Genomic DNA, 16,365 nt, shown 5'->3' on the forward strand with positions numbered 1-16,365 from the left:
GGACAGATCAGTCATTAGGGTTTATTGTGTCGGCAACACACGCTGACACCCCCTCACATGACTGACATCGAGCGCTACGTCCGCGCCGCCACCCGTGACAACACCCGGCGCAGTTATCAGGCTGCCATCGAGCATTTCGAAGCCCACTGGGGCGGGTTTCTCCCGGCCACTGCCGACAGCATTGCCCGCTACCTGGCCGATCACGCCGGGCAGCATGCGGTCAGCACCCTGCGCCAGCGCCTTGCGGCCCTCAGCCAATGGCACATCAGCCAAGGCTTCCCCGACCCGACCAAGGCACCGCTGGTACGCCAGGTACTGCGCGGTATCCGCACCTTGCACCCGACGCCGCCGAAACAGGCCGCACCGCTGCTGTTGCAGCACCTGCAGACGGCTGTCGAGCGTTTTGAAGAAGAGGCCAGGCTGGCCCACGAGCAGCATGACCTGCCAGCACTGCGCCGCGCCCGGCGTGACACTGCACTGTTGCTGCTGGGCTTCTGGCGTGGGTTTCGCGGTGACGAACTGGCGCGCCTGCGCGTGGAGCACATCAAGGCCGAAGCCGGCGTGGGTATTAGCCTGTTCCTGCCGCGCAGCAAAGGTGACCGTGAAGCGCTTGGCGTACAGCACCGCACCCCGGCACTCAAGGCGCTGTGCCCGGTCGCAGCCTACCTGCAGTGGCTCGAAGTGGCGGGCATTGCCCACGGCCCGGTGTTTCGCAAGCTCGACCGCTGGGGCAACCTGAGCGACACAGCGCTCAACAGCAACAGCCTGGCCGGCCTGTTGCGGCGCATGCTCGAACGGGCCGGCGTGCCGGCGGCGCTGTACACCGGCCACTCCCTGCGCCGCGGTTTTGCCACCTGGGCCACGGCCAACGGCTGGGAGTTGAAGTCGCTGATGAGTTACGTGGGCTGGAAGGATGCCAAATCGGCGTTGCGCTATATCGACTCGGCTCAGCGTTTTGGCGAACTGGCCGTATTACCGGCCAGCCAGGGGCAAGTGCTCATTCCTTGAACGCATAGCGGGGAATGCCGCCCACTTCCGGGCGAATCGCATACAGGTCGCCAGCGTCCGGGTAGTGGCGCAGTTCAGTCGGCGACATGCCGACCCGTGCCGTGGTGATGTACAGCGTACTCATACCATCGCCACCGAAACAGCAACTGGTCGGGCGCGGCACCGGCATCACCACCTGTTCGGTCAAATGGCCGTCGCGGTCATAGCGCAGCAGGCAGCTGCCATTGAACTGACACACCCATAACCCGCCTTCACGATCCAGCGCGATACCGTCAGGGCGCCCCAGTTCGGCAGGCGTCTCGGCGAACAGGCTGACTTGCTCCAGGCGCCCTTCGGGCAGATACTCGGCGCGGTAGATCGAGCGTGCAGCGGAGTCGACGAAGAACACGGTCTGGCCATCGGCCGACCAGGCAATGCCATTGGGCAGCGCCATGCCGTCATGGATCACCACATCGTGCAGTTCGCCGTCGAAACGCAGCAGCGCACCGGTCTTGCCACTTGGCCCCTCATCCATCAGCCCGGTGACGAAGCGCCCCTGCGGGTCGCAGGTACCGTCGTTGAAGCGGTAACTCGGGCGGTGATGCACCGGCGCCGAGTACTGGCGCACCTTGCAAGACGACATATCCAGAATGGCAACGCTGGCATCTTCGGTGAAGATCAGGTTGCCCTGGTCGGTCAGTGCCAAGGCACCGATACGTGCAGCGGATTCATAGAGGTTCTCGACCTCGCCATCCGGTAGCAGCCGGTGAATCCGCCCGCCGGTGATATCGACGAAATACAACGCGCCCGTGCGCGCGTCCCACACAGGGCTTTCACCCAGGTCGGCACGGGTGTTGGCGACCTTGGTCGGCACGTAGTGACATTCCTTGATGAGGCTCCAGCGTTCGGCCACTTCGCCCAGGCTGGAAGCCTCTACCCGCGCCAGGTCACGCGGGTAGCTCACCCCGCTGTTCTCGCTGAAACGCGTGGCGGTGAACTGGCCATTGCTGGCACGCAGGATGTACCCGGTATCCCGGCAAAGCGGGCTGGCCAGGTACAGAACGCCCGGTGTCACCCATTGCGGCTTGAGCTCTTCCGGCGGCTGGGTCACGCCCCACATCCGGGTTTTGGCCACCGGCGAGACCGCATTGACCAGGATGCCGTGTTCCAGCCCTTCCATGCTCAAGGCGTTCATGATGCCCACCTGGGCCATCTTGCCCGCCGAGTAGGCGACCAGGCCTGGCTGGGCATAGCGTTGATACATGGCGCGGTCCGAGGTGGTGAGGACTATGCGTGGTGCCTCGGCTTGCTTGAGGTGCTTCCAGGCATGCTTGGCGAGCCACACCGGGGCGTGCACGCTGATGCCCAGTGCGCGATCGAGAAACGCCTGTTCCTGTGTCTCGATGCCTTGGTAATCGACCCAACCGGCGTTGTGGATGAGAATATCCAGCGCGCCGAAATGCGCGATGGCCAGCTCCACCAGTTCGCGGCATTCTTCTTCGTTTTCCAGGTGGCCGACATGAGCGACCACATCGAAACCCTGGCCCCGCAGGGTTTCGAGTGCGACGCTGACCGCCGCCGGGTTCTGACCTTCGCCCGAGCGGTCAGTGCCCAGGTCGCTGATGACTACCCGCGCTCCCCGCGCGGCCAGCGCCATGGCGTAATCCAGGCCCAGGCCCTGGGCGGCACCGGTGACGATGGCGACTTTATCTTTGAATGGGTCTGTGCTTGGCATTGTAGAGCCCTTCCGATTCTCCTTTTTTACGATAACAATAAAAAAATCAATGACTTAATATTAAAAGCATGCAACTTTGATATCTGCTGGATATCACCTGAGACCCGCCACCTTCCGATGCACCCCGACCGTCAGTGTCAAGCCCGGATGAGCCGTTTACAGCAGAGGCTTTGTCGCCGCGATGCCACGCACTATCATGGCCGCCTTGCAGGGTCGGCCGCCGGAGAACGCTTTCCCGGCCCCCGTTCGACTCGATGAAGGAACGTAGAATGATCGAGACACGTTTGCTCAGGCAGTTCATTGCCGTGGCCGAGGAGCTGCACTTTCACAAGGCAGCCATCCGCCTGCACATGGCACAGCCGCCCCTGAGCCAGGCGATCAACCGACTCGAAGAGAAGCTGGGCTTCAGCCTGTTCCTGCGCAACAAGCGCGGGGTCAAGCTCACTGCCGCAGGCATGGCCTTCCTGGAGACCGCCTACCGTACCCTCAAGGAGCTGGAACAAGGCATCGAATACGCCCGCAATGTGTCCGAGGGCATCTGCGGCAAGCTGACCATCACCGCCATTTCCATCGCTTACTACGAGTCGCTGCTCAATACCCTGAAGAAATTCCGCGAAATCTACCCGAACGTGCGGCTGACCATTCGCGAAATGCCTTCGGCCTCCCAGGCCAAGGCATTGATGGCCGGTGAAGCGGACATCGGTTTCATGCGCAAGCTGCCGATGCCCCCAGACACCATCGAATCGAGATTGCTGCTCAACGAGCAGATCGTCATGGCGCTGCCCGCCAGCCACGCCAAGGTGCATCAACCTGTGGTCGACCTGCGGGATTTTGCCGAAGAGGACTTCGTCTTCACCCCGCAAGCGCTTGGCAGCGGTTACCACAGCCAGTTGATTGCGCTGTGCGAATCGGCAGGCTTCTACCCCAAGGTGGTGCAGGAAGCGGCGCAGATCCATACCCTGATCGGGCTGGTGGCCTGCGGTTTCGGCGTTGCCCTGGTGCCTGAATCGATTGCCTACTCGACGCTGCGCGAGCGCGTGCAGTTTCGCCCTCTGCGGCCTATCAAGGACCAGCCCACGCCGACCATGGGGCTGTACATGAACTGGAACATACAGAACGCCTCCCCAGCCCTGGGCAGTTTCATATCCATGCTCGACCTGGGGGCGCCACGGCGGTTTGTCGATACCATCCAGCAACCGTTGATTCTGGATGGCAGCGACAAGCACGAACTACACCGCTAGGCGGTATTCGCGCAGCCAGGCATCCAGTGCCAGAGCGGTCTCCAGGTTGTTACGGCGCAACTGTGAATTGAAATACCCCTCGGGCTGGCGCAGCTCAGCGCCCAGCCGAACACGGTCGATCACCTGGAACACCGGGCTGCCCGCCTGCGCCAGCAGGTGCCGGGCCCGCTCACGCAGGAACCGTTCATAGGCAAGGTTCGCCGAAGTCGGATAAGGGCTCTTGCGTCGCTGCAGTACGGCCGCTGGCAGGATATCGGCGCAGGCCTGCTTGAGCAGCCACTTCTCCACACCATCCTTGCCCTTGATCGACCACGGCACGTTGTACACGTACTCGACCAGCTCATGGTCGGTGAACGGCACGCGCACTTCCAGGCTGGCGGCCATGCTCAGGCGGTCCTTGCGGTCGAGCAGAATCGGCAGCCATCGCTGCAGGTGCATGTGGCAGATTTCACGCATGCGCCGCTCTTGCGGGCTGTCGCCCGGCAAGTGCTCGACGCTGTCCAGCGCCTGGTGATAGCAACCGTCCTGGTAACTGGCAAAGTCGCACAGCCTGTTAAAGTCCGGGTTGATCAGCTCGGGCTGCAGCAACTGCATGCGCGAAAGCCACGGGAAACGCTGCGCCGCCAGCGCCTGCGGGTCGCGGAACCAGGCGTAGCCGCCAAACACTTCATCGGCTGCCTCGCCGGAAATGGCCACTGTTGAATGGCGGCCGATGGCCTTGAACAGCAAGTACAACGAGGTGTCCACATCGCCGAAGGTGGCCGCCGAATCGTTGGCCCGGTACACCGCGCTGCGCGCAGGGTCGGCCACCAGTTCGCCGTTGTCGATGAGGATGGTCTGGTGGTGGCTGCCAATGTGTTCGGCAGCTGCCAGCGCGTAGGGCTGATCGCGTTCCGGGCGGAAGGTGTCGCTCTGGAACTGCTCGGCCTGGCCAACGAAATCCACCGAGAACGAATTGACCCTGCCCCCCTGCTCCGCCGTCAGGCGCTGTTGCGCCATGGCCGTGAGGATGGTCGAGTCCAGCCCGCCGGAGAGCAGCGAACAGACCGGCACATCGGCGTGCAACTGCTCGCCCAGCGCTTTGCCAAGTAGCGCTCGGGTGCGCGCCACGGTGCTGGGCAGGTCATCCTGGTGCTCGCGCCGCTGCAACTGCCAGTAGCGGCTGAGTTTGGGGCGCCCGTTTGGGCGCCAGGACAAGCGATGCCCCGGCGGCAGTTCGCTGACCCCACGCAAGGCCGTGCGCGCCGTGCCGCGCGACAGGCTCAGCGCGTCCACCAGCCCGACCACATCCAGCGCACTGGCGAACTCCGGGTGCGCCAGGATTGCCTTGATTTCCGAACCGAACAGCAGCCCCTGCTGGTGGTGGGCGTAGTACAGCGGCTTGACCCCCAGCCGGTCACGCACCAGCAGGAAGTGGCCGTCGCGCCCGTCGAACACGGCGAAGGCGAACATGCCGCTCAGGTGCTCACAGCACTGTTCGCCCCATTCCAGGTAAGCGTGCAGCACCACTTCGGTGTCGCTGCGGGTATGGAACTGGTGGCCCGCCTTGCGCAGGCGCTCACGCAGAGCGTCGTGGTTGTAGACCTCGCCGGTGTAGATCAGCGCGACTTCCTCGCCACTGGCGCAGCGGTAGGTCATCGGCTGTACGCCACCGCTGAGGTCGATGATCGCCAGCCGCCGGTGGCCCAGCAGGGCATTACGATGCTGCCAGCTGCCACTGGCATCCGGCCCGCGCAGTGCCAGCGTATCGGTCATGGCGCCGATAACCTCGCCAGCTTGGGTCAGGTTGCGGGTGTAGTCCACCCAGCCTGTGATTGCGCACATGCTGTGCTCCTTACACCTGAAGACGACGGGTTGGAAGCAGGCCGGTCAGGGCCTGCAGGCGCTTGGCGATACCCAGCAACTGCCGCTCGCTGTCACGCCGGCCCATGATCTGCACGGCCAGCGGCGCCTTGCCGTCGGCACTCAGGCAAATCGGCACGGTAATGGCCGGCAGGCCGCTGAAACTGGCCAGCGGGGTGAAGCTGATCTTCTGCTCATAACCTTCGTCTGCGGGCGAAGGGATGGTCGAGTCCCCTGGCTGCGGGTTGCGCCGGTCGAATGGCCGGTTGGGGTCCATGGGGAATACCACGAAATCCACTTGGGCGTTGTCGAACCAGGCGTCGATACCCGAACGGATCTTGTCCATGCGCTGGTGGATGCGCCGGTAGTCAGCGTCGCTGACGCCCTCACCCACTTTCAGGGCGCTGAGTGTCGACCAATGCAGCTCGCAGTCGAAGCGCCGGGCCCAGGCAGCCGAGGCCAGCCACGCATCCCGTGCGCACAGCTGCCAGGCGTCGCCACGGCAGGCCCACAGGTCCGGCATGGCAACCTCAGCGGGCGCCATGCCCAGGTCTGCCAGTGCGCTGCGTGCCTGGCCCAGCATGTCGAGCATGGCCGCACTGGTCAGCGCCGGGTCCAGCGCGTGCTCCAGCATGGCGACCCGATAGTGCTCTTTGAGTGGCTGTTGCTGGCCGAGCAGTGGCTCCAGGCCCAGCAACGGGAACAGTAGGTCGAGGTCATCGGCGCTGCGGGCGACCCAGCCCAGTGCGTCCATGCGCGGTGATAACGGAAACACCCCGGCCAGGCTCTCGGCCTTCTGGGTCATGCGCAGGCCGACCATGCCGCAGTGCGAGGCAGGCCAGCGCACCGAGCCGAGCACATCGGTGCCCAACGAGATATCGCACAGCCCCGCTGCCACCGACACCGCCGAACCTGTGCTGGAGCCAGACGGATCGATGGTCGGGAAATGTGGGTTACGACAGCCGGCGCCAAAGGCAATGTTCAGCTCGGTAGTGGCGACCTTGCAGGTCAGCGCGATGCGCGGGTCAAGGAAGGCCAGCGCCTCGGCGCTGCGCTGCGGGTAGTGGCGGTAGCTGCGCAGGCCCAGACGGGTCGGCAAACCTTGCACGTCGACAGTGTCCTTCACGCCCAGGCGGTACCACGGTGCCTCGACCTCACGGGTGCTGGTCAGGCAACGGTAGTGGCTGTCGGCATGCACGGACCATTGTGCGTACTGCGCTGCCCAGTCCGCTGCCAGGGCGGGGCTGCGCTGCAGCAGTTCATGGCGTTTGCGCAGGCTCAGGCCGAGGTATTCGGGCTGCACACGGCCGTGGGTGGCGTTAGCGCCGCAGTTGCTGAGGTAGTGGGCGATGGCATCTTGAGTGTCAACGTGGTTCATGGGTGTATTCCTTGACAGAAGTGGAAGCCGCCCACGGCAGAGGCTTGCCGGTGGCGGATAAAGGCAGCTCGGTGACACGGCGTACTGCAACCGGCCATGGATGGCCCGGCGATAGTTGGCGCAATGCCTCCAGTACCACGTGCTCGGTGAGGGTGTCGCAGCTGTACAACACCTCGAACGCTTCGCCGCGCAGCGCATCGGCCACAGCAACGCAGGCCAGCGCCGGGCAATCCAGGCGCTGAGCAAGGTCACTGGCCAGACGGGCCAGGTCGACGCGCAGCCCATTGACCTTGATCAGGCTGCTGGCCCTGCCCAGCCACTGGAAGCGCTGTGCGTCCAGCGCCAGTACCTGGTCATCGCAGCAATGCGTGGCTGCGGCGTGCGCCTGGCACGGCTGGCGGGCGATGCGCGGGCTGGCCACGTTCAGCGCACAGGGCTGGCCCGGGGGGCTGAGCAGTGTCACATCGCTCAGCAGCGTCCAGGGCTGCTCTGCATCACTGTGCGCATCCAGCGCGCGGTAAGCCATGGCGCCGGTTTCGGTGGAACCGAGCAGTTCGACGAAACGCACCTGTGGCCCGGCATGGCGCTGCACCGTGGCCAGAGCCCCCGGCGGCAGCAACGAGGCGCTGTGCACCACCAGTACCGCACGCTGGGCGCTCAGCCGGGCCAGCAGCGCCGGCAGCACGCGCCAGGTACTGGCAATGGCGAGAATCACGCACGGCCCGTCGCCATCGAGCGCTGGCAGGCGCTGCTGCTCCAGCGAACAAGGGTGCAGCTGCGCGTTCAAAACCCGCGCACCGACCTGGCCAAGGATCATGCCGTAGCTGTGGCTGACTGGCGCAAACGAGAATATCTCCCGTGCATCGGGCGCCCAACGGCCGAGAATCAGCGTTGCCTCGCGCTCCATCTGCACCTGGCTGCGCAGCCATTGCCGGGGCGCACCGGTTGAGCCGGAGGTGGTAAACAGATGCTCGGCGCTCACTCGGTGGCCTGCAGGGTCAGTTGGTCTTCCAGTTTTTGCCCGACGAATTGCTCCATCTTTTCCAGGGTTTCGAACCAGAAGCGCACATCATCGCTGAGGTAGTCCACTTCGATGGCGAAGCAGCCTTCGATGGCGGTGATCACTTCCACAGCCATGAGGCTGTCGAAGCGTTCGCCGAGAAAGTCACGAAAACTGTCGCGTTTATCGATGGCGTCGACGTGCTCGCCAAGCAGCTGGCCGAGGGTGTGGCGGATACGCTGTTCAATGCTGAGGTCGTTCACGAGCCGGTCTTTCCTTGTTGATGGGCAGCGTTGGTCAATTCCGCTCCGGCACTGAAGAACACGTGCTCGGGCAGGATCGGGTCGAAGTGCAGGTAGATGAAGGCATTCGGGTAATGCGTGCGCAGGCAGCCGTGCAGGCCTTCAGCCAGCGCCTGGTGAGCCTGCCGGTCGCGGGCCTGTGACAGGGTGATGCGCACATGGAACTGCGCCGGTGCACCGTCGCGGTCGGCAACGGGCATCGGCATGCCGGCGCTGAACACACTGGCCTCAGGTAACGGGTTGAAGAACACCATGCAATGGGCGGTGTCGGCGCCCAGTTGCTTGAGCTGGCGGGTAAAGGCCAGCGCCAGGCGCTTGCGCTCCAGCGCTTGCAGCGGTGCACAGCAAACAGTGAGGGTGGGCATGGCGGCTCCTTACGACAGCTGCAAGCTGGGCAGTTGCTGGCGCTGGCCTTGGGCGAAGGCGTCAAGCAGGCGGCCCAGGCAGGTGGACAGCGCATCGACCCCTTGCAGGAACAAAGGCGACCAGGCATGGCCGGCAGCGCCGCGCACCTTGTCGAGGAAAAAGCGCAGGTGGGCAAGGTCCACCGGCAGGCCCAGGTCGGCAGCCAGTGCCACGGCCTGGTAGGTGCTGAGCAGGTCAGGAATGCGCTGCCCCTGGTTGGCGAAGCCGCCCTGGCGCACTTTGTGCGCAGCCAGTAACCGGGCGGCAGCCTCAGTGACGTCGTTGCCGATATGGGCCAGGCAGGCCAGTGCCTGCAAACCGGCGCGCAATGACACTTCGCCACGGGGGAACGATGCGTAGCCATGGGCCTGCCGGCAGCTGACGACGTAGCGTTCGATGGCCGCGAGGTCTACGCCGCTGTCATCGCCCAATTGCCGCAAGATCGACACGGCCGATGCGGTGGACACCATGTCCGAGCCGCGCCCCTCCCAGAAACCGAAGCCGCCGTCAGGGTTCTGCAGCGAGGCCAGCCAGCGGCCGATCGCCTGGCGGGGCCCTGGCTGGCCAGCGAAGGCACCTGCTGCAAGGCCCCAATTGGTGCAACGCACCTCGGCACCACGGCCTGGCATGTACATGATCCCAGGCTCGTTGGGCATCTGGCAGCCTTCGATCCAGCGCAGGACCGCATCGCGCGGCTGCTGCGCCAGGCTATCGCCCAGCACGGCAGCCGCGGTGGTCAGCACGTCGGCGGCGGTATCGGCCCGGCGATACGAATAGCCGCCCTGGGGCATCGACAACGTGGCGATGAACGCTGCCACGCCATCGGCCAGGTGCGCCACCGGCTCTCCCAGTGCTTTTAGCGAACCCAGTGCGCAGAACGCCGCCCAGACATCCTCACCGTCATAACCCGCCCAGCGCACGAAGGCACCGGTCGGGCCGCGCAAGGCATCGATCCATTCAGCGCAGCGCTTACGGTCCAGCGGTTGCGCCTGCAATGCCGCAAGGCTGGCGGTGGCGCGATAGGTCGCCCACAGGCACGGCACAGCCGCCGCTTCGCTGAAGCGGAAGCCACCGCAATCCATCTGCTGTGCCTGCAGCCAGCCGATCAGGCGTGGCAGGTTCCATTGCGGCGCCGGCAAGCCCTGGCGAGCCAGCGCTCGCGCAGCCATCACGCCGTAGAAGCAGGCACGGGTGTCGGCCAGGTTGCGTCGGGCGAAATCCGCCGACCAGCTCAGGCCACCATTGGCACACTGCAACCCCTCGAGCCAGGCATACAGGGGCTCGGTGTCCCGCACCTGGCCATGGCACACTTCGATCAAGGTGCGCAGCGCATAGTGGCTGGCCCACACGTCCGCCGTCTGGCCCGGGCACATGGCATAGGCGTCGCCATCGAACAGCGTAGCGATCCAGGCCGCTGTTTCGTCGCACCGTTCAACGCCAACGCCCAGGTCGTGCAGGGTTTCGGTGCAATAAAACGTGGCCCAGGCATCGGAGGGCATCCCCTTGCTCCAGGCAAAGCCGCCATCGCGGTTGCGCCGAGACAGGATGTAGGCCTGTAATACCGGTACATCAACCTGCTCAAGGCGCCCAACCCAGGCCAGGCTGCGTATGGCCGCATAGGTGCACCACAAGTCCGGTTGGCCGTTGCCCAGGCCCTGCCCCAGAGGGAATCGTGGCGGCGTCATTGCTGGCCACCGACAAAGCGCAGGTTGGTCTTCTTCCAGCTCTTTTGCGACCCGCCACTCTTGTTCAGCGCCGACAGGTTGTTGACGAACAGTACGCGGCTCCAGCGCAGCCCCATGTGCTGCTCGCAGCGCTCCAGCAACTGCGCTTGCAGGCGCGCTTCCTGGCTGCTGTCCCAGACGACGTCACGCTCGAGGATAAGCGCGGCGCTGTCAGCCTGGCGGTCCACTTCGATGACATAACCTGTGGCATCGCAACTGCCGTACACCACCTCCTCGACTGCGCGGATCTCAAGGCCTACGCCAGCCACGCGGACGCTATCGCTGTCACGCCCATTGATCAGCAAGGCCGGGCTGACCTGGCCTGGCTGCCAAGGCGAGGTGATGGTCACGCTGTCACCGGTGTCCAGACGCAACAGCGGGCGTGCATACAGGTTGAGCGGCGTAACGACGAGGCGGCCCGTGAGCCCCTCGGCCGGGGTGACCAGCTTGCCGTCGGGCAACAGCAGTTCGAAATAGTTGGTGGCAGTGGCCAGGCGCATCTGCAGGTCCTGGCCCACTGCGGCCAACGTGCCGGTTTCGGTACTGCCGTAGCTGGCATCGAAAACATCGCATTGCCACCAGCGCGCCAGGCGTTCGCGCAACGGCTGGGTGTTGACCTCGCCAAGCAGCATGATCGAGCGCACCGACTCGGCGAAGCTGTGCAGCAATCCGCGCTGTTTCAGGTAGCGGGTCAGTTGCACCAGCACACCCGGGGCAATGAACAGGACCGTAGGCCGATACGTGTCGAAGGTGTTGCACACCCGCTCCCAGTCGGTAATACCGGTGGTGAAGGGATAGAGGCGCACGTGGGAAACGTCCAGGTACTCGCAGACGTTGGCGATCAGGTCACCTACCGGCACGATGTCCGATGGCATCAGGTTGGCCACCCGCGAACCCGGGCGCAGCACTGCCCGCCAATAGCTGGCGACACTGACAGCATTCCAGATGATGTCTTCTTTCAAACGCGGGGTCGGGGTCGGCTCGCCAGTCGTGCCGGTGGTGGCGTAATACTTGGCCGCCTCGCCCAGTTCCACCGTGCAGAACTCGAGCGGCTGGCCTTTGAGCAATGCCTTGGCGGTTACAGGCAACTGCTGGAAGGCCGGGAAACTGTAAGGACCTATGTTTGCGTAATGGGCGCTGTGTTGTGCTCGCGTCCAAATTGCTTGCAACTTGCGTTCATAAAATGCGGCGTCGGGGACATGCCCCGCCTGCAGCTGAAGCTCGCGTTCCGCGGCCTTCAGCACGCCGTAATCCTGGTCGCTGTGAACTAACATCGACTCGCCCTCTCGAATAAACAGCGCAGAGAATTGGCGAGCGTCCGGCTCAAGTAAAATACTTATTTGAAACCGCCGGTGATAGTCACGAGGTATTATTCAGCAACTTCAGCGGGTAAAACCTGATCAGCAAGTGCGATTTTTCCGAGCGCTATTCATTCCTCGCGCCGTGGATCCGGTGGGATATCAGACAAAGATGTTTTGGGTATTTCCGGGGCATGCCACGGGCTTTTTTCAGCAACCTTGAGACCGAGCGCCGCACACGCGGCGCATCGCCATGGGTTTGCCGCAGACGCTTCAGCGCCCGTTGGCGCAACGCCATACCCGCGCAACATCACTGGCCCGGGCCCGCAACAAGTGCGCGGCATCGGCGCAGGCCTGCTCCAGGGTCATCGGCCCGCTGGCCAGGGCGAATGCCGCATCGATACCGTGCGCATACAGCTGCTGATAGCCTTCACCCAAGGTGCCCGCCAGCACCACCACCGGCACCCCATGGCGCTTGGCGACACGCGCCACCCCCATCGGCGTCTTGCCCCGCAGGGTCTGGGCATCGAAGCGGCCCTCACCGGTAATCATAAGGTCGGCACCTTTCACCAACGCATCGAGGCCGGCCAACTCCGCCACCACTTCCACGCCCGGGCGGAACTGCGCCCCCATGAAGGCTTTGGCCGCGAACCCCATGCCGCCGGCCGCACCACACCCTGGCTGTTCCCGAACATCTTGGCCCAGCACCTGCGCACAATGGTCGGCAAAGTGGCCCAGCGCTTTGTCCAGGGCCTGGACCTGCTCGGGGCTGGCACCCTTTTGTGGCCCGAAGATCGCCGAAGCACCATTGGGCCCACACAGGGGATTGTCGACGTCGGCCGCCACTTCGACCTGAACCTGCGCCAGGCGCGGGTCAAGGCCGCTGGCATCGATACGTGCCAGCCCGGCCAGGGCCAGGCCGCCCTCTTCCAGTGGCTGGCCATCGGTGTCCAGCAAACGCAGGCCAAGGGCACGCAGCATGCCGCTGCCGCCATCGTTGGTAGCACTGCCGCCGATTGCCAGGACGATGCGCTGTGCCCCTGCGCTGAGCGCGGCGTCGATCAGTTCGCCGGTGCCCCAGGTGCTGCTGCGGCAGGCATCACGCTGCGCACTTGGCACCAGTTGGATACCACTGGCCTGGGCCATCTCGATGATCGCTGTGCGGCTTTCGGCCAGCCAGCCCCAACCGGCCTGCACCCGCTGGCCGAGCGGCCCGCGAACGGTCTGCCGGCGCAGTTCGCCGTGGCTGGCAGCGACAATCGCCTGCATGGTGCCTTCGCCACCATCGGCCATGGGGCACTCGAGCAGCTCAGCGGTCGGCAGCGCCTCTGCCAGGCCGGCGGCGATGGCACGGGCGACACCGGCAGCATCAAGGCTGTCCTTGAACGAATCGGGGGCGATGACGATTTTCATGGGGATTCTCCTGTCCAGATGGCCGCATGCTGACAGTTGTCCGGCGTCGGGGCCTCGGTCGGATGCACAAACCGGCCGACAGGTTGTTTGGGCAAATGCCTTTTTGCCCAGGTCAATCCGCTGGCAACAGCTGCAACCCCAGATACAGGCTCAACATGCCCTCCAGGCGCAACGGGTCGACCTCGCCCAGCTCGGCAATGCGCTCCAGGCGGTAGCGCAGGCTGTTGCGGTGAATCCCCAGGGCATCGGCGCAGGCCTGGCTCTGGCCATCATGCGCGCACCAGGCACGCAGGGTGGCGAGCAACTGCCCGCTGGCATCCTTGGCACGCACGCGGTGCAGCGGCTCAAGCAGCTCATCCAGCGCATCTTCATTGCGGTGGCGCCACAACAACGCCGGCAGACGGTAACGCGCAAGGCTCAACAACTGCTCGCCTGGCAACACTTCGCGGCCATAGGCGAGCAGGTCACGAACCCGCCGGTAACCGCGGCGCAACTGCTCAAGGCTCTGCGCCGGGCTACCCAGCGCCATGCGCTGGATCTGCCAGCCGCTGCGCTGCACGCGCTCGAGCAGGCGCTCCTCATCCAGCACCACCCCGGCCGGGCGGCACCACAGCAAGGAATCGCGTGCCGGGCTCACGCACCAACTGTCCGGGTAACGGCTCATCAACCAGCCAGCCAGCCAAGGCCTCGGCCGCCGGGCCGGCACGCAGTTCGAACAAACACGGCACCCGTGGCAACTGCGGCTTCAGGCCCAGTTGCTGCGCTTCGTCCAGCAGCCGCGGCGAGTCGCCCGTACCACCGAGCAGCAACGCCAGCAGGTCATCACAACGCTGGCGCCGCCATTGCTGTTCAACCTGCAAATGGCGCTGGGCCAGCAGCATTTCGGCGGTCATGCGCACCAGCTCGCCGTAGGTGCGCAGTTGCTGTGGGTCACCCGTCAGCCCCAGCACGCCGATCAGCCGCCCATCGAGCATCAGCGGCAGGTTGACCCCCGGCTGCACGCCTTTGAGACACTTGGCGGCGTCTGCATCCAGCTCGACGATCCGGCCATTGGCCAATACCAGCTGCGCACCTTCGTGGCGGGTGTTGATGCGCCCTGGCTCACCACTGCCCAGGATAAGCCCCTGGCTGTCCATGACATTGACATTGCACGGCAGAATGGCCATTGCCCGATCGACAATATCCTGCGCCAGGTCATGGTCCAGTTCGAACATTCGGTGGTCCTTGAGGGTATTGGGTTGGTCGCGAGCAGGCGCGGCACAGGCTACCTTGGCGCAAGAAGCCCGATCATGGCACACGGCTCTATCGCTGACCAAGGCCGAACACGCCCCTCATGAAGCATGGCGCTCCTTCCGGCCGTCAGATCACTGCATCACCCTGTCATCCCAGGCGTCAAATGGTTCCAAGGCCCCCTTTGGAGAATATTCATGACTCAGCACGCCGTGGCTCGCCTCGAGCAACTCGACCCCAAGCGCCCCCTTCGCGTACAAGCCGGCAGCGAAGAAGTGATCCTGATTCGCAGTGCCGGGCAGGTCCGCGCCTATCAGGCCAATTGCCCGCACGCCGGAGCGCCGCTGGAAGAGGGCGTGGTATGCAACGGCCTGCTGGTCTGCCCCTGGCACAAGGCCGCTTTCGCCGTTGACGAAGGCGTGGTCTGCGAGCCGCCGGCCCTGGCAGACCTGCGCCGTTACCGCGCATGGGTCAAGGATGGCGAAATCTGGGTCGATGACCAGCCTCTGCCGCATCCCGAGCCACCGCGTCACAGCGATGCGCGCTGCTTCGTCGTCATCGGCGCCGGTGCCGCAGGCTCGGCGGCGGTTGCCACGCTGCTGGCCCATGGGTTCGGCGGTCGCCTGGTGTGGCTCGACCAGGAGCGGCAACCGGCGTATGACCGTACTGCGCTGAGCAAATTCGTGATTGCCGGCGAAATGCCGCCTGACGAAGTGCCAGCGCTGCTTGAAGCTGACCAGTTGCGCACAGGCCAACTGGAGCGGCGCTCGGGCAAGGTGCGCCTGCTGGATGCCAAAAAGCGCCAGATCACCCTCGCCGACGGCCAGCGTATCGATTATGACGCAGCCTTATTGGCCACTGGCGGCAAGCCGCAACGCCCTGACCTGCCCGGTGCAAGCCTGGCAGGCATCGTGACGCTGCGCTCGCGCGAAGATGCGGCGCGCCTGCTCGATGCCGCCGAACCCGGCCAGCCCGTGGTGATCGTCGGTGACGGGTTCATCGGCCTGGAGGCCGCATCGGCATTGCACACGTACGGCGCACAGGTCCACGTGGTGACCCGCCACGAGGTTCCGTTACGCATGCAGTTGGGTGAACGCATTGGCCGCTCGATTCGTGCGCTGCATGAGCGCGAGGGCGTGATGTTCCATGGCCCGACCGACGTCGAGCGGTTCATCGGTGCGCAACACGTCGAAGCCGTGCTGCTGAGCAATGGCGATAAGATCGAAACATCACTGGTCTTGCTCGGCACCGGCGTCACGCCGGCCACTGCCTTCGTGCAGGGCGTGCAATTGGCCGAGGACCACTCCATAGCGGTCGACGCCGAGCTGCAGGCCGCCGACCGGCTGTGGGCGGCCGGTGATATCGCGACCTTCCCCCTCACCGGCCGCCCGGTGCGCATCGAGCACTGGCGCCTGGCCCAGCAACACGGTGTCATAGCTGCCGCCAACATGCTGGGCGAGCAACGCCGGTATGAAGACGTGCCGTTCTTCTGGACTTATCAGCATGGGCGTACCTATGAAGTACTGGGGCATGCGCGCGACTGGGACCGCATCGAGTTTGTCGGGGCGCCGGAGCAAGGCGATTTCATTGCCTTGCAATGTGCAGGTGAGCGGGTGGAGGCTGTGATCGCCAAAGGCTATTCGGATGCCATGGCGCAGTTGTCGCAGCGTATGAAGCGGTCACTGAGCCTGGCTCAGGCGCTTGAGTTGATCGGCTGAACGCATTCGCCCCGCACCAGGCCGGCTGCCGATCATGCAAAAATCAGCTATGGTTTTCTCCACCTCAAATAACAAGAATTTCGTGGAGCGCC

Annotated in this window: 12 protein-coding genes and 2 pseudogenes; 3 read left to right on the plus strand and 11 right to left on the minus strand. The window is 64.6% G+C overall.

The window, feature by feature from the left end; genetic code table 11:
- Positions 1–57: 57 nt before the first annotated feature.
- Positions 58–1,008: a site-specific integrase gene (locus ACEWE8_RS02670; protein ID WP_046786178.1), complete on the plus strand. Its 951-nt coding sequence runs from the start codon at positions 58–60 to the stop codon at positions 1,006–1,008.
- Here the strand turns inward: ACEWE8_RS02670 and ACEWE8_RS02675 are convergent.
- Both ACEWE8_RS02675 and ACEWE8_RS02680 read right to left on the minus strand, forming a co-directional pair.
- Positions 998–2,107 carry an SMP-30/gluconolactonase/LRE family protein gene (locus ACEWE8_RS02675; RefSeq protein WP_371316877.1) on the minus strand — a complete coding sequence of 370 codons (1,110 nt, stop codon included), beginning with the start codon at positions 2,105–2,107 and terminating at the stop codon, positions 998–1,000. The two genes, ACEWE8_RS02670 and ACEWE8_RS02675, sit on opposite strands and share 11 nt — an antisense overlap.
- A pseudogene (locus tag ACEWE8_RS02680) lies at positions 2,102–2,722 on the minus strand (SDR family NAD(P)-dependent oxidoreductase); the annotation flags it as partial. The gene ACEWE8_RS02675 and the pseudogene ACEWE8_RS02680, both read right to left, overlap by 6 nt.
- Positions 2,723–2,991: 269 nt before the next feature.
- Between ACEWE8_RS02680 and ACEWE8_RS02685 the strand changes: the two are divergent.
- Entirely contained in the window at positions 2,992–3,963 is a 972-nt protein-coding gene (locus ACEWE8_RS02685) for a LysR family transcriptional regulator (RefSeq protein ID WP_046786177.1), read from the plus strand.
- Here ACEWE8_RS02685 and asnB read toward each other — a convergent pair.
- The 9 genes and pseudogenes from asnB to ACEWE8_RS02730 all read right to left on the minus strand — a co-directional run bounded on the left by asnB (position 3,952) and on the right by ACEWE8_RS02730 (position 14,539).
- Positions 3,952–5,787: an asparagine synthase (glutamine-hydrolyzing) gene (gene asnB / locus ACEWE8_RS02690; protein ID WP_046786176.1), complete on the minus strand. Its 1,836-nt coding sequence runs from the start codon at positions 5,785–5,787 to the stop codon at positions 3,952–3,954. The genes ACEWE8_RS02685 and asnB overlap by 12 nt on opposite strands.
- Positions 5,788–5,797: 10 nt before the next feature.
- The gene (locus ACEWE8_RS02695; RefSeq protein WP_046786175.1) at positions 5,798–7,183 is read right to left on the minus strand and encodes an amidase; all 1,386 of its coding nucleotides are present in this window, start codon (positions 7,181–7,183) and stop codon (positions 5,798–5,800) included.
- Entirely contained in the window at positions 7,170–8,165 is a 996-nt protein-coding gene (locus ACEWE8_RS02700; RefSeq protein WP_046786174.1) for an AMP-binding protein, read from the minus strand. Before ACEWE8_RS02700 ends, ACEWE8_RS02695 begins: the two co-directional genes overlap by 14 nt.
- Entirely contained in the window at positions 8,162–8,446 is a 285-nt protein-coding gene (locus ACEWE8_RS02705; RefSeq protein WP_039601236.1) for an acyl carrier protein, read from the minus strand. Before ACEWE8_RS02705 ends, ACEWE8_RS02700 begins: the two co-directional genes overlap by 4 nt.
- Entirely contained in the window at positions 8,443–8,850 is a 408-nt protein-coding gene (locus ACEWE8_RS02710; protein ID WP_046786173.1) for a hypothetical protein, read from the minus strand. The genes ACEWE8_RS02705 and ACEWE8_RS02710 overlap by 4 nt, the downstream gene beginning before the upstream one ends.
- Before the next feature lie 9 nt (positions 8,851–8,859).
- The gene (locus ACEWE8_RS02715; protein WP_046786172.1) at positions 8,860–10,575 is read right to left on the minus strand and encodes a prenyltransferase/squalene oxidase repeat-containing protein; all 1,716 of its coding nucleotides are present in this window, start codon (positions 10,573–10,575) and stop codon (positions 8,860–8,862) included.
- Positions 10,572–11,858 carry a phenylacetate--CoA ligase family protein gene (locus tag ACEWE8_RS02720; RefSeq protein WP_223255108.1) on the minus strand — a complete coding sequence of 429 codons (1,287 nt, stop codon included), beginning with the start codon at positions 11,856–11,858 and terminating at the stop codon, positions 10,572–10,574. The genes ACEWE8_RS02715 and ACEWE8_RS02720 overlap by 4 nt, the downstream gene beginning before the upstream one ends.
- Before the next feature lie 327 nt (positions 11,859–12,185).
- Positions 12,186–13,325 (minus strand): glycerate kinase, encoded by a 1,140-nt coding sequence (locus ACEWE8_RS02725; protein WP_046786170.1) that lies wholly within the window; start codon positions 13,323–13,325, stop codon positions 12,186–12,188.
- Positions 13,326–13,437: 112 nt separating this feature from the next.
- A pseudogene (locus ACEWE8_RS02730) lies at positions 13,438–14,539 on the minus strand (sugar diacid recognition domain-containing protein).
- Positions 14,540–14,752: 213 nt separating this feature from the next.
- On the opposite strand from ACEWE8_RS02730, the gene ACEWE8_RS02735 reads away from it, so the two are divergent.
- Complete coding sequence (locus ACEWE8_RS02735) at positions 14,753–16,273, plus strand: apoptosis inducing factor family protein (RefSeq protein ID WP_046786169.1); 1,521 nt, start codon at positions 14,753–14,755, stop codon at positions 16,271–16,273.
- Positions 16,274–16,365: the final 92 nt, after the last annotated feature.

Source organism: Pseudomonas sp. TR47 (assembly GCF_044143025.1).
Taxonomy (GTDB): Bacteria; Pseudomonadota; Gammaproteobacteria; order Pseudomonadales; family Pseudomonadaceae; genus Aquipseudomonas; species Aquipseudomonas putida_E.

Excerpts from the sequence above, each read along its gene's own strand:
- ACEWE8_RS02670 (WP_046786178.1), top strand. The coding sequence starts at position 58 with ATGACTGACATCGAGCGCTACGTCCGCGCCGCCACCCGTGACAACACC.
- ACEWE8_RS02675 (WP_371316877.1), bottom strand. The coding sequence starts at position 2,107 with ATGTGGGGCGTGACCCAGCCGCCGGAAGAGCTCAAGCCGCAATGGGTG.
- ACEWE8_RS02685 (WP_046786177.1), top strand. The coding sequence starts at position 2,992 with ATGATCGAGACACGTTTGCTCAGGCAGTTCATTGCCGTGGCCGAGGAG.
- asnB (WP_046786176.1), bottom strand. The coding sequence starts at position 5,787 with ATGTGCGCAATCACAGGCTGGGTGGACTACACCCGCAACCTGACCCAA.
- ACEWE8_RS02695 (WP_046786175.1), bottom strand. The coding sequence starts at position 7,183 with ATGAACCACGTTGACACTCAAGATGCCATCGCCCACTACCTCAGCAAC.
- ACEWE8_RS02710 (WP_046786173.1), bottom strand. The coding sequence starts at position 8,850 with ATGCCCACCCTCACTGTTTGCTGTGCACCGCTGCAAGCGCTGGAGCGC.
- ACEWE8_RS02715 (WP_046786172.1), bottom strand. The coding sequence starts at position 10,575 with ATGACGCCGCCACGATTCCCTCTGGGGCAGGGCCTGGGCAACGGCCAA.
- ACEWE8_RS02725 (WP_046786170.1), bottom strand. The coding sequence starts at position 13,325 with ATGAAAATCGTCATCGCCCCCGATTCGTTCAAGGACAGCCTTGATGCT.
- ACEWE8_RS02735 (WP_046786169.1), top strand. The coding sequence starts at position 14,753 with ATGACTCAGCACGCCGTGGCTCGCCTCGAGCAACTCGACCCCAAGCGC.